This is a genomic window from Solirubrobacter phytolaccae (assembly GCF_027587195.1).
Classification (GTDB): domain Bacteria; phylum Actinomycetota; class Thermoleophilia; order Solirubrobacterales; family Solirubrobacteraceae; genus Solirubrobacter; species Solirubrobacter phytolaccae.
Genome location: NZ_JAPDDP010000077.1, coordinates 23,367 through 36,226 on the forward strand (window position 1 = coordinate 23,367; position 12,860 = coordinate 36,226).

A 12,860-nucleotide genomic window follows, 5' to 3' on the forward strand; every position below is an offset into this window, starting at 1 on the left:
TCTCGTACCCCGGCGCTCGTAGAATGAAGCGTGATGGATCGCAGTGCCGCGGAACGTTTGGTCAAGAAGGATCTGGACGCCGCGACCGGCCTCGGCAAGCCGATCTCCGGCCGGGCGCTCGGTGCGCAGCGTACGGTCGAGTCGTATCTGAAGGCCGGCGTCAAGCCGCGCTGGATGGAGCGGATCGCCGAGATCGACAACGCGATCGCCTACCAGAAGCGCCGCTTCGCGCGGGCGCACCGCACGCTGCGCGAGGAGTCGGCGGGCGACGAGGCGGCGTTCGCGCAGCGCTGGACGGAGTTCGCCGAGCGGGCGCGCTTCGACGAGCTCAACGAGCTCATCCAGCAGCACAACGACTGGTACCCGATCGAGCGCGACCTGCCGATGGACCTGCGCACGCGCGACTACGTGCTCGTCGGCGGCCGCAGCTACCGGCGCGAGCCGCTCTCGGCGGAGTGGGTTCTCCACCGGTTCCCAGCTAGGCTCCGCGACTAAGTGCGCATCCTCACGCTCTCCTGGGAGTACCCGCCGATCGTGGAGGGCGGCCTCGCGCGCCACGTCCGCAAGCTCTCCGAGCAGCTCGTGCGCGACGGCCACGAAGTGCACGTGGTCACGCGCGGCGGCGGGCGCCTGGACGCGCACGAGGAGCGCCACGGCGTCCACGTGCACCGCGTGCGCGAGCCCGAGTTCCCCAAGGACGACCTGGACGCGTTCATCGCCTGGGTCGACCACATGAACGAGGACATGCTCGCCGCGGGCGCCGAGCTCGGCGGTGGGTTCGACCTCGTCCACTCGCACGACTGGCTGGTGGCCGCGGCCGCGCGCCAGCTCGCCCGCAAGCGCCGGGTCCCGTGGCTCGTCACCGTCCACGCGACCGAGTACGGCCGCCATCAGGGCTGGGTGAACAAGCACCCGCAGTCCTACATCCACGGCGTCGAGAAGCGGATGACGCGCGCCGCCGACAGCGTGATCACGTGCTCCGAGTTCATGCGCGAGCAGGTCACGGACATCTACGGGCTCCCGCGCGCGAAGGTCACCGCGATCCCGAACGGCATCGACCCCACCGACCTGCAGCCCGTCTCGGACCTCCCGCGCCTGCGCGCGAAGTTCGCGGCGCCCGACGAGCAGCTCGTGCTCCTCGTCGGGCGGCTCGTCTACGAGAAGGGCTTCCACCTCGCGCTCGACGCGCTCCCGGGCCTCATCCGCCGTGTCGGCAAGGTCCGCTTCCTGATCGCGGGCTCCGGCACGGCCGAGGCCGAGCTCAAGGCGCAGGCCGAGCGCCTGAACCTGATGGAGCACGGCACGTTCATCGGCTGGACGGGCGACGACGTGCTGCACTCGCTGTACCGGATCGCCGACCTGTACCGGATCGCCGACCTGTGCCTGGTGCCGTCGATCTACGAGCCGTTCGGGCTCGTCGCGCTGGAGGCGATGGCGTCCGGCTGCCCGACGATCGTCGCCGACACCGGCGGGCTGCGCGAAGTCGTCCCGCGCGGGCGCAAGGTCGGCCTGCGCTTCCGGGCGTCGAGCGTGCGCTCGCTGGAGCGGATGGCGCAGCAGCTGCTGACCGACGACGAGCTGCGCGACCGGCTCGTCGCGGAAGCCTCCGAGCACGTGCTGCGGTTCGACTGGGCCGACGTCGCGCGCCAGACGACCGCGGTCTACGAGCGGCTCGTCACGTCCCGCACGACGGCGTAGGGCTCCACCGTCGCGCCCGCGGGCACGTGCGCGCCCGCGCCGATCACGGCGTGCAGGCCGACCCGCGCGCCCGCCCCGATGCTCACCGGCGCGTGCCGCGCGGGCTGCGCGTGGATCGGCCGCTCGACGTCCGCGAACGTCGGCGCCGCGTCGTCGATCACGGCCCAGTCTTCGATCAGCGCGCCCTCGCCGATCTCCACGCCCGTGTGGGAGACGATCGCGGCGCGCTCGCCCAGCCGGGCGCCCGCGCCGACCTTCACGGTTCCGCCGTGCGCGGTGATGCGCGCGTCCGGCCCGAGCACCACGCCGCGCCCGAGCACCACACGCGCGCCGCGCGCGACCTCGATCCGCGCGGTCCGGTGCACGTGCACGTGAGGGCCGGTTGACACGCGTCGCCGGTCAAACACCGCGCGCTACCTTGCTGTGGATCGAACCCTTCACCACGGAAGCCAAGCAGGTCGGCAAGACCACGCTTGTCCAGGTGCACGGCGAGCTCGACTGCTCCACCGTCCCCTCACTCGAAGGCCAGATGGACACCGTCCTGCGCGACGGCGGCGGACCCGTCGTGCTCGACCTGCGGGAGCTGGAGTTCATGGACGTCTCCGGGCTGCGCCTGGCCGTCCGGCTCGAGGCCCGCGCCCAGCTGCACGGCCAGCCATTCTCGATGCTCGAAGGGGACGGCCAGGTCGCGCGCGTCTTCGAGTTGACCGGAATGCGGCGCTTCGTGAGCTGAACAGCACCTCCAGAACGCTACAAGGGCGTGGATTTACGTCCACGGCGCATTGACTTCTCATGACGTGGCCATGAGCATGAGATGACGCCTGTGGTTCGCGGACATAGGCATTGGAGTGAGGGTTCCAATGGGGTCTCCGCGGGGCCTTTGAGTGGAGGGGCAGTTGTTGTTCAAGAAAGCAGTGCTCGCCGCGGCGGTAGCCGCGACGGTGGTCGCGGCATCGCCCGCGATCGCGGCGCCGCCCGCGCCGCTCGATCCGCAGAACTGGTCCTTCCAGGACAACCTGACGTGGTCCGACTACAAGCCGATCCCGGGTCCGGACTACTCGGACGGGACGATCCAGCCGAGCGTCAAGAAGTGGCGCGTCGCGCTGATCATGGTCGACTACCCCGACCGTGAGTTCACGATCAGCGGGGCGCCGGGCTCCTCGGTCTTCGGCACGCCGTCGGTGGGCACGGGCAACGTCCCGCGCGACCAGGTGCCGCAGTTCTACGCCGACTTCCTGAACAAGCCGACGGCGCTCAACAACGGCCAGACGCTGAACCGGTACTGGATGGAGAACTCCTTCGGCAAGTACGGCGTGGAGCTCGTGCCGTTCGGGCCCTACCGCCTGCCGGAGCCGTCGTACCAGTACCACATCTCCCGCTTCAACGACATCACCGCGGACTGCCCCAAGGACCCGCCGTGTGACGAGACCGGGCCGGCCGGCGCGCAGAAGTACTTCAACGCCGTGCGCGACGCGTGGAACGCCGCCGTCTCCGCCGAGGTGCGCGCGACGTTCGACAACCAGTACTACGTCTCCGCGGGCCACGACGAGAGCGCGACGTGGCAGGAGTTCGGCGAGATGATGTTCACCTCGCGCGAGACCGTCAGCGACGCGTTCGGCCCGAAGGCCATCAACCCGCTGCACCGCAACTGGGCCGTGACCCGCTACGTCCCGTGGACGTCGTGGGCGGCCGCCGCCAACATCTGGCCGAGCGCCACCGGCCGCGCGTCGAGCGAGGCCGAGAGCTCCGGCATGGGCGTCTTCGCGCACGAGCTCTCGCACAACCTGGGTCTGCCGGACAACTACGGCAACCCGTTCGGCACGCCGACCTCGCGGTCGGCCGGCGGCATGTGGGACATGATGAGCCGCGGCTCCTTCAACGGCCCGGGCGGCCAGCACACCCGCTGGCAGGTCCCGCCGACGCAGGGCGCCTCGCTCGGCGCGCAGCACGGCGTCCGCCACAAGCAGAAGCTCGGCTTCGTCGCCAACTCCGACATGGTGCGCCTGAACCGTGACGGCCTGGCGCAGTCCGGCACGGCCGTGGTCGAGGTCAAGGCCCGTGAGGTCGCCCCGAACGGCGACGTCGCCGGCGTCCAGGTCCTCCTCGACGGCCAGGGCGACCTCAACACCCCCTGCCGCTCGACGGAGAACCCGCTCTGCGAAGGCCCCTGGATCCAGGCCAACGGCTCGATCCAGGGCCGGTTCCTGGACTACACGGTCGAGGTCGTGCAGCAGATCGGCGCGGACTCGTTCGTCGGCGGCCACGGCGTGCTGCTCGCCAAGAGCAACAACAGCGCCAACTGCGGCACGTTCTCCTGCAGCCTCTGGTACATCGACTCCAACCCGGAGGACATCAACCAGGTCGACTACGTCAAGGCCGACGGCACGCCCGTCAAGGCCACGATCGGCGACGAGCGCCAGCTCAACGACGCCTCGTTCAACGTCGGCGTGAACTCCGGCGGCGAGTACGAGTACCTCGCCGCCAACAACAAGCTGCACTTCTACATCATCAACAAGCGCACCGACGAGCAGGGCGCGCTGCGCTACACCGTCGGCATCCGCTCGACGGCGGGCGCCGGCCCGCAGACCCGCGGCGTGCAGCTCGCGTCGCCGGTCGCCGGCACTTCGGAACGGCTCGCGACCTGCACGTTCCCGCTCAAGAACACGGGCGTGGCGGCCGACGTGCCGGCCACCCTGCACCCGGGCGCGGCGGCGAAGTACTTCAACAGCGACGTCTACCGCCTGTCGGCGACGGCGTCCGGCACAGGCTGGACGGCGCACCTGAAGAACGCGCTGGCCACGGCCGAGTTCGGCCAGACCGTCGACGTGCCGGTCTACATCGACAAGGCGGCCGGGGCGGCCGCCTCGGGCTCGGTGACGCTGACGGCGAAGTCGGAGAGCGATCCGTCGAAGACCGTCTCGGCGACCTGCACCACGACCGGCGGCACCGTCGGCGGCTCCGTGCCGGCGACGCTGGCGCTGAACCTGGGCACGCCGGCGAGCTTCGGCGCGTTCACGCCGGGCGCGCAGAAGGACTACTACGCGTCCACGAAGGCGACCGTCATCTCGACCGCCGGTGACGCGACGCTGAGCGTCGCCGACCCGTCCGCCGTGGCGACCGGCCACCTGGTCAACGGCGCGTTCTCGCTGCCGGAGGCCCTGCAGGCCAGCGCGGCGCTCGGCGACACGCCGGGCAACACGTACACGGCCGTGAGCGGCTCGCCGCTGACGCTGTTCTCGTGGGCCGCGCCGACGTCCAACGCGGACGTCGCGGTCGGCTTCAAGCAGCCGATCAAGGCCAACGACGCGCTGCGTACCGGGACGTACGCGAAGACGTTGACCTTCACGCTGTCGACGACCAACCCGTAGCAACGCAGTGCAGGCGCGGGCCCGTTGATCGGGCCCGCGTCGTCGTTTCTCCCGTGGGTCCGCGGAGCGCGGGAGTGGGGTGAGGGTTCCAATGGGGCCGCCGCGGGGCCCCGTGAGTGGAGGGGCAGGGAAATTGATCAAGAACGCAGTGCTCGCCGCGGCGGCTGTCGCGGCGACGGTGGTGGCGGCATCACCCGCCATCGCGGCGCCGCCGGCGCCGCTGGACCCGCAGAACTGGTCCTTTCAGGACAACCTGACGTGGTCCGACTACAAGCCGCTGCCGGGGCCCGACTACTCGGACCCGAGCATCCAGCCGACCGTCAAGAAGTGGAAGGTCGCGCTCATCCTGGTCGACTATCCCGACCGGCCGTTCACGGTCACGCAGGCCGCGGGCTCGAACATCTTCGGCAACCCGTCGGCCGCGGCGCACAGCGTCCCGCGTGAGCAGGTCCCGCAGTTCTACGCGGACTTCCTCAACAAGCCGCAGGCGCTCAACAACTTCCAGACCATGAACCGGTACTGGATGGAGGACTCCTTCGGCCGCTACGGCGTGGAGCTCGTCCCGTTCGGCCCGTACCGGCTGCCGCTGAAGGCGCACCAGTACCACGTCGCCGGCGGCCACCAGGACAACACCCTGGACTGCCCGAACCCGACGCGGGCGACGCCCAACCCGGAGCCGTGCAACCAGAACTTCACCACGGCGGCGCGCAACGCGTGGCTGGCGGACATCGACGCGCCGGGCAACCCCGTGCAGGCGAGCGACTTCGACAACATGTTCTGGACCTCCGCGGGCCAGGACGAGTCGGGCTCGTGGCAGGAGTTCGGCGAGATGCGCTTCGCGTCGCCCGAGGCCGTGACCGACCCGTTCGGCCCCAAGGCGTACGACCCGCTGCATCCGCGCGGGAACTGGGCCAAGACGCGCTACATCCCGTGGACGTCGTGGGCGTCGGCCGCCACCGTGTGGCCGAGCGCGTCGGGCAACAGCTCGACCGAGGCCGAGAGCGCCGGCATGGCCGTGTACGCGCACGAGCTCTCGCACAACCTGAGCATCCCGGACAACTACAACAACCCGTTCACGGCGCCCTACCAGCGGACCGCGAGCGGCATGTGGGACATGATGAGCCGCGGCTCGTTCAACGGCCCGGGCGGCCAGCACACGCGCTGGCAGATCCCGCCGACCCAGGGCAGCTCGCTCGGCGCGCAGCACAACATGCGCAACAAGCGCTTCCTGAACTTCATCTCCGACGACGACCTCCTGCGCCTGAACCGCAGCGGCCTGGCGCAGACCGGTCTCGCGGTGGCGGAGGTCAAGGCGCGTGAGGTGGCTCCCAACGGCGACCTCGCCGGCATCCGCGTGAACATGGACGGCGACGGCGACCGCAACCGCGTCTGCCCCGACACGGCGGCCGGCGTGGACCTCACCTGCGAGGGCCCGTGGCTGACCGACCCGGCGGGCACGCTGCCCCTGGGCGTCTACGGCAAGTTCAGCGACTACACGGTCGAGGTCGTCCAGCAGATCGGCTCGGACTCGTTCGCGCCGGGCCACGGCGTGCTGCTCGGCAAGTCGAAGGCCTCCCAGGCCAACGGCAACGGCACCTGCGGCTCGTACTCGTGCTTCGTCTGGTACATCGACTCCAACCCGCAGGACATCGACCAGGTCGACTTCGTCCGGCCGGACGGCACGGTGCAGAAGGCGACGCCGGGCGACGAGCGCCAGCTCAACGACGGCTCGTTCAACGTCGGCGTGAACTCGGGCAGCGAGTACGAGTACACGACGACCGCCAACGGCCTGCAGTTCTACATCCTCGACAAGCGCACCGACGCGCAGGGCGTCCTGCGCTACAAGGTCGGCATCCGCTCGCTCGAGGGCACCGGCCCGCAGACGCGCGGCGTGTCGCTCTCGAGCGCCACGAAGGGCACGTCCGAGGGCCTGGCGACCTGCACGTTCTCGCTCAAGAACACGGGCGTCGGCGCTGAGGTCCCGGCGGCGGCGCATCCGACCACGAACGCCGCGAAGTACTTCAACAGCGACATCTACCGCCTCACGGCGACGAGCAACACGACGGGCTGGACGGCGCACGTCAAGAACGCGCTGACCACGGCCGAGTTCGGCCAGTCCGTCGACGTCCCGGTCTACATCGACAAGGCCGTCGGCGCGCCGGCAGCCGGCTCGGTCACGCTCAACGCCACGTCGGAGAGCGACAAGACCAAGACGATGTCCGCCACGTGCACGTACGGCACGGGCGACACCGTGGGCGGCACCGTCCCGGCGACGCTGGCGCTGAGCCTCGGCACCCCGCCGAGCTTCGGCGCGTTCACGCCGGGCGCGCAGAAGGACTACTACGCGTCCACGAAGGCGACCGTGACGTCGACCGCCGGTGACGCGACGCTGAGCATCGCCGACCCGAGCACGACCGCTCCGGGGCACCTGGTCAACGGCGCGTTCTCGTTGCCGGAGCCGCTGCAGGCCAACGCGGCCCTCGGCGCGACGCCGGGCAACACCTACACGCCGCTCGGTGGCTCGCCGCTGAACGTGTTCGCGTGGGCGACGCCGACGTCGAACGCCGAGGTGGCGGTCGGCTTCAAGCAGTCGATCAAGGCCAACGACGCGCTGCGTACGGGCACGTACGCCAAGACGTTGACCTTCACGCTGTCGACGACCAACCCGTAGGCGCAGGGTGACGCGGGCCCGCGTGTGCGGGCCCGCGTCGAGGTCTGGCTAGGCCGCCGCGGCGAGCTTCGCCGCGGCGGTCCGGGCCGGCACCCAGAGCGCGTCGTGGCCGAACGCCAGGCGCTTGAGCTGGTCGTCGCCGGCGGCGGTGATCAGGGCGTCCTCCGCCTGATCCGGATCGGCCGGGAACTTGTCCTGGGCCATGATCAGCGCGACCTCGCCCGTCGTCAGGCCGTCCGGGAACGCTTCGAGGACTTCGACGACGTCGGTCGCCGGGGCGCGGCGCGTGAGGCTCGTGTCCAGGTTGGCGATCAGCACGTCGTAGGCCTCGAACGACTGGTAACCGCCGGCCTCGAGCGTGCTGGAGCCGTTGGTGAGCTTCAGGCTCGGCGCCGTGTAGCGCACGCGGCCGTCCGTGTTGGCGTGCTTGTCCTGGAACTCCGTGGGGGAGCCGGCGGCGGTCCGCGCCTCGTCCTTGTCGGCCTCGAAGAGCGCCTCGGTCTCCGGGTCCTGGGCGGCGGCGATGATCGCGTCCGCGTCGATCCCCGGCACCCAGGCGATCGCCTCGCGCAACTGCGCGTAGTCCTCGAGGAACAGCGTGCTCGTGAACTGCGCGAGCTGCAGCGCGCGGAAGACCGCGTACTCACGCTCAGGGGCCAGACGGCGCGTGGCGACGACGACACGGCACATCGGCCACGTGCCGTGCACGCGCTCGCGCGGCTCGGTGGAGAACGGCATCCCGCGCCAGCGGAAGTTGCGGTACCCGCGCGCCTGGCTCGGGCCGGTGTAGCCGCGCTCCTCATAGACGGAGCCGTACTCGGTGAGCCCGATCATGACGTGACGCCATTCGAGCTGGTCCCCGTAGCGCCACTTGAGCGCGGCGAGAGCGGGGGACGCCGACCAGGCCCAGGGGCAGCCGGGATCGGAGAAGTGGGTGACTTGGAGCGACACGTACGAAAGGTTAGTCCTCTGCCTCCGCGATGTTCCCGCACCTTGCGGAAGTCCGGAATCGACGTCCGGAGCGCCTCGTATCGTGCCGCTTCCCGTGACGTACGAGATCGACGCTCCTCCCCGCCCCACAGCGGGTCGTTATCTGCCGTCCTGGCCGACGCATCGCCCGCTGCGCAAGTGGCAGCAGGCGGCCGCCGCCCAGGTCTTCGAGTCCTCCAACGACGCGTTCCTCGCGTCCGCCACCCCCGCGGCCGGCAAGACGACGTTCGGCCTGCACGTCGCCCACCGGATGCTGTCCGAAGGCCGCGTGGCGCGCGTCGCCGTGGTCGCGCCGACCACGCACATCTGCCGCCAGTGGGCGCTGGACGCCGCGCGCTACGGCATCCACCTGGAGCCGAACCGGCCCAACAGCGCCGGCCCGGAGCCGCGCGACCGCCACGGGATCTCCGTCACGTACGCGACCGTCGCGGCGGGCAGCGAGGTCCACCGCCGGCGCTGCGCCGAGCGGCCAACGCTGCTGATCGCCGACGAGCCGCACCACATGGGCGAGGACGCCTCGTGGGGGCAGTCGACCGTCAACGCGTTCGGCGCAGCCAAGTTCCGGCTGCTGCTGTCCGGCACGCCGTTCCGGTCGGACAACTCGCCGATCCCGTGGGTCAAGTACGACGACGAGGGCGTCTCCGCGGCCGACTACGACTACGGCTACACGCAGGCGCTGATCGATCACGTGTGCCGGCCGGTGACGTTCCACACCTACGGCGGCGAGATGGAGTGGGTGAGCGACGGCAAGGTCCGGCGGGCGGGCTTCGACGTCGTGCTGCCCGCGCCGGAGGCCGCGCGGCGCCTGCGCACGGCGCTGGACGCCGACGGCGACTGGATCACGCACGTCCTGCGCGACGCGAACGACGAGCTGGTCAAGATCCGCGCGGGCGACCACCCGAACGCGGGCGGGCTCGTGATCGCGATGGACAAGGAGCACGCCGACAAGCTGGCGGGCCGGATCGCGCGGATCACGGGCGAGCGGCCGGACGTCGTGCACTCGGACGCGTCGGACGCGTCGGCGCGGATCGCGTCGTTCTCGGCGGGCACTTCGCCCTGGCTGGTCTCGGTGCTGATGGTCTCCGAGGGCGTGGACGTGCCGCGTCTGCGCGTGGGGGTCTACGCCACCAACTCGCGCACCGAGCTGTTCTTCCGCCAGGTGATCGGGCGCTTCATCCGGCGCACGCCGGAGCCCAAGGACCAGATGGCGCACGTGTTCCTGCCGTCGGACCCGCGCCTGAAGCGGCTCGCGATCGCGATCGAGGAGGAGCGCAAGCACGCGCTCGTGTTCGCGTCGGTCAGCGGCGAGGAGACCGAGCGGGGGGAGCGCTCGGAGGCCAAGGAGCCGTTCAAGGCGCTGTGGTCCTCGGCCCGGCGTGACGAAGAGGTGCTGCAGACGACGCAGCCCGGCGAGCCGATGCAGCTGTTCGCCGACCCGGAGCCGGAGATCTCGCCGGCGCTGGCCGCGTTCGCGATGCCGGTCGTGCAGGCCGCGCCGCCGGAGCCCGAGACGTCCTTCGAGCGCCGCGAGCGGCTCCGCGCGGAGCGCCACAACCTGGTGGCCTTGATCGCGCGCCGGGACAAGGAGCCGCACTCGAAGGTCAACGGGTGGGTCAACCGCGAGGTCGGCGTCAAGTCGGTCGACAAGGCCACGGACGAGCAGCTCGAGCGGGCCAACCGGCTGCTCGAGCGCGAGCTCAACCGCAAGAAGGGATGACCGTGCTGCCGGAGTGGCCGGCCGGAACGGTCGCGGTGCTCTCCACCGGGGCGGGAGCACCGCACGCCATTCCGGTCTCCACGGCCATCCGGCGCGGCGACACGCAACTGGCGTTCGCGCTGGCGTTGCGGCGCGAGTCGCTGGTGCGGTTGCGGGAGGACCCGCGCTGCGCGGTCGTGCTGCTGGCCGCGGGACTCGCGATCACGGTGCACGGCCGCGCGGTCGTCGAGCGCGAGCTGGAGCGGATCGCGGTCGTGCGCGTCGACGTCGAGTCGATCCAGGACCATCAGAGCCCGCGGTTCGAGATCGACGCCGGCGTCGCCTGGCACTGGACGTCCGAGGAAGCCCAGAGCGGCGACGCCGAGACGCGCGCGGCCGTGTCTCAGCCCTGAGCGGTTGGCACGACGATCAGCTCGGCGACGTTGACGTGCGCGGGGGCGGCAGTGGCGTAGAGGATCGCGTCGGCGATGTCGGTGGCGTCGAGCGTGCGCATCTCGCGCAGCTGGTCGAGCACGGCCTTGCCGGCGGGGTCGGTCATGTCGTCGCCGAGCTCGGTCGCGACGACGCCCGGCTCGATCGTCTTCACGCGCACGCCGCGCGGGCCGAGCTCGGTGCGCAGGTTGCGCGTGAGGTGCGCGACGGCGGCCTTGGTCGCGCAGTACACGCCGTAGTTCGGGAAGGCGAGGTGGCCGCCGACCGAGCCGACGTGGACGAGGTCGGCGGGGCGGCCGTCGGCCGCGGCGGCCAGCAGGTCGTCGGCGAACGTGCGGCCGGTGCGGATCAGACCGCGCAGGTTGACGTCGATCATCCGCTCCCATTCGTCGACGTCGGCGGTCTCGAACGGCGCGCCGAGCATCACGCCCGCGTTGGCGACGACGAGGTCGACGCGCCCGAGCTGCTCGTGGACGGTGTCGGCCACGCGCTGGAGGGCCGTGGGGTCGGAGACGTCGGCCGCGACGGGGAGGACGTCGCCGAGCTGCTGCAGGCGGTCGGCGCGGCGGGCGACGGCGGCGACCTTCGCGCCCGCGGCGGCGAGCTGCCGTGCGGTGGTCGCGCCGATGCCGCTGGACGCGCCGGTGACGACCGCGACGCGGCCTTCGAGGTTCAAGTTCGTGCTCATGGCCTCCACGGTGGTGGCGGCCGGCTTCGTTAGCCAGAGCCCTCCGGACCCTGGGGGTGGCAGGGCCACCTTCGTCCGCGTCGCGCGCACTACGGTGGTGGTGTGGACAACCGGATCGGCGACTTCCTCCGTGCGCGACGCGAGCTCGTCCGGCCCGAGGACGTGGGCCTGGAGCCGAGCGGACGCCGGCGCGTGCCGGGCCTGCGCCGCGAGGAGCTCGCGCTGCTGGCCGGCGTCTCGGCCGACTACTACGTGCGGCTCGAGCAGGGCCGCGACCGGCACCCGTCCGCCCAGGTGCTCGAGGCGCTCGCCCGCGTGCTCCAGCTCGACGAGGACGCCACCGCGCACCTGCACGAGCTGGCGACCGCCGCCCCGCGCCGCCGCGCCCGCGCGCGCGTGGAGCGCGTCCGGCCCAGCCTGCTGCAGATGATGGAGGCCTGGCCCAACTCGCCCGCGTTCATCACGGGCCGCCGCTTCGACGTCCTGGCCGCCAACCGCCTCGCCGAGGCCCTCTACCCGGTCTGCGCCACGCGCGGCAACATCGTCCGCACGATCTTCCTCGACCCCGAGGGCTCGTGCATCCTCTACGCCCAGTACGACCAGGTCGCCGCCGACACCGTCGCCGCCCTGCGCGCGACCTCCGGCGCCGACGTCGACGACCCCGAGCTCATCTCCCTCGTCGGCGAGCTCTCCCTCAAGAGCGACGCGTTCCGCCGCCTCTGGGCCCGCCACGACGTCCGCGCCAAGACCGAGGGCCAGAAGCTCCTCAACCACCCCCTCGTCGGCGAGGTCACCGTGCGCTACGAGACCTTCACCGTCAACGGCGCCGAGGGCCAGCAGCTCGTCGTCTACCACGCCGAGCCGGGCAGCCCGAGCGAGCGGGCCCTGAACCTGCTCGCCTCGATCGTCGCCGGCGAACCTGCGCGCGAGGTCCAGCACCAGCACTGAGTTGTTTGAGTGCCGGAAACCGGCACTCAAACAACACACTTGCCGCGCGGTGGCGCCCGTCGCCGACACGACGGACGCCACCGGTACTCGCGGACGTGCCGCTAGCCGACCGGAACGGCGGCGCCCGTCTCCTCAGCGGGCGCAACCGCGTCGGCGGGAGCGGCAGGCTCGGGCGCAGGCGCGGCCTCTTCGACCGGGGCGGGAGCCTCGGCGACGGGCGCGGGCGCGGTCTCGGCCGGGCTCGCGGCGGCGGGCGTCTCGGCGGCGGGCGCCGGCGCGGTCTCGGCCGGAGCCGTGGCGGCCGGGGCCGCCTCCTCGGGGCTGGCCGTCGGCGCGGCGGCAAGTCGG

Annotated in this window: 12 protein-coding genes; 8 read left to right on the forward strand and 4 right to left on the reverse strand. The window is 71.6% G+C overall.

The features are described from left to right. Positions 1-33: 33 nt before the first annotated feature. Both OJ997_RS29525 and OJ997_RS37905 read left to right on the forward strand, forming a co-directional pair. Positions 34-495, forward strand: coding sequence for a hypothetical protein (locus OJ997_RS29525; RefSeq protein ID WP_270028946.1), 462 nt, complete (start codon positions 34-36; stop codon positions 493-495). Then, entirely contained in the window at positions 496-1,698 is a 1,203-nt protein-coding gene (locus tag OJ997_RS37905; protein ID WP_270028947.1) for a glycosyltransferase family 4 protein, read from the forward strand. Here the strand turns inward: OJ997_RS37905 and OJ997_RS29535 are convergent. Continuing rightward, a complete protein-coding gene (locus OJ997_RS29535; protein ID WP_270028948.1) occupies positions 1,662-2,087 on the reverse strand; it encodes an acyltransferase in 426 nt (141 codons plus the stop codon). The two genes, OJ997_RS37905 and OJ997_RS29535, sit on opposite strands and share 37 nt — an antisense overlap. 29 nt (positions 2,088-2,116) lie before the next feature. Between OJ997_RS29535 and OJ997_RS29540 the strand changes: the two genes are divergently transcribed. The 3 genes from OJ997_RS29540 (at position 2,117) to OJ997_RS29550 (ending at position 7,737) form a co-directional block, all read left to right on the forward strand. Next, positions 2,117-2,431 carry an STAS domain-containing protein gene (locus OJ997_RS29540; protein WP_270028949.1) on the forward strand — a complete coding sequence of 105 codons (315 nt, stop codon included), beginning with the start codon at positions 2,117-2,119 and terminating at the stop codon, positions 2,429-2,431. A gap of 166 nt (positions 2,432-2,597) precedes the next feature. Continuing rightward, positions 2,598-5,066: a M6 family metalloprotease domain-containing protein gene (locus OJ997_RS29545; RefSeq protein WP_270028950.1), complete on the forward strand. Its 2,469-nt coding sequence runs from the start codon at positions 2,598-2,600 to the stop codon at positions 5,064-5,066. Positions 5,067-5,199: 133 nt separating this feature from the next. Next, complete coding sequence (locus OJ997_RS29550) at positions 5,200-7,737, forward strand: M6 family metalloprotease domain-containing protein (protein WP_270028951.1); 2,538 nt, start codon at positions 5,200-5,202, stop codon at positions 7,735-7,737. A gap of 48 nt (positions 7,738-7,785) precedes the next feature. Here OJ997_RS29550 and OJ997_RS29555 read toward each other — a convergent pair whose 3' ends face one another. Next, positions 7,786-8,688, reverse strand: a complete 903-nt coding sequence (locus tag OJ997_RS29555; RefSeq protein ID WP_270028952.1) for a thioredoxin domain-containing protein — start codon at positions 8,686-8,688, stop codon at positions 7,786-7,788. Positions 8,689-8,782: 94 nt separating this feature from the next. Here OJ997_RS29555 and OJ997_RS29560 point away from each other — a divergent pair, with 94 nt between their 5' ends. Next, positions 8,783-10,444 (forward strand): DEAD/DEAH box helicase, encoded by a 1,662-nt coding sequence (locus OJ997_RS29560; protein WP_270028953.1) that lies wholly within the window; start codon positions 8,783-8,785, stop codon positions 10,442-10,444. Beyond that, entirely contained in the window at positions 10,441-10,836 is a 396-nt protein-coding gene (locus OJ997_RS29565) for a pyridoxamine 5'-phosphate oxidase family protein (protein ID WP_270028954.1), read from the forward strand. The genes OJ997_RS29560 and OJ997_RS29565 overlap by 4 nt, the downstream gene beginning before the upstream one ends. Here the strand turns inward: OJ997_RS29565 and OJ997_RS29570 are convergent. Further along, complete coding sequence (locus OJ997_RS29570) at positions 10,827-11,564, reverse strand: SDR family oxidoreductase (RefSeq protein ID WP_270028955.1); 738 nt, start codon at positions 11,562-11,564, stop codon at positions 10,827-10,829. The two genes, OJ997_RS29565 and OJ997_RS29570, sit on opposite strands and share 10 nt — an antisense overlap. A 102-nt stretch (positions 11,565-11,666) precedes the next feature. On the opposite strand from OJ997_RS29570, the gene OJ997_RS37910 reads away from it, so the two are divergent. Continuing rightward, positions 11,667-12,512, forward strand: coding sequence for a helix-turn-helix transcriptional regulator (locus OJ997_RS37910; protein ID WP_270028956.1), 846 nt, complete (start codon positions 11,667-11,669; stop codon positions 12,510-12,512). A 101-nt stretch (positions 12,513-12,613) separates the two neighbouring features. Here the strand turns inward: OJ997_RS37910 and OJ997_RS29580 are convergent. After that, positions 12,614-12,860 (reverse strand): hypothetical protein (locus OJ997_RS29580; RefSeq protein ID WP_270028957.1); only part of this gene is annotated, 247 nt, incomplete at its 5' end.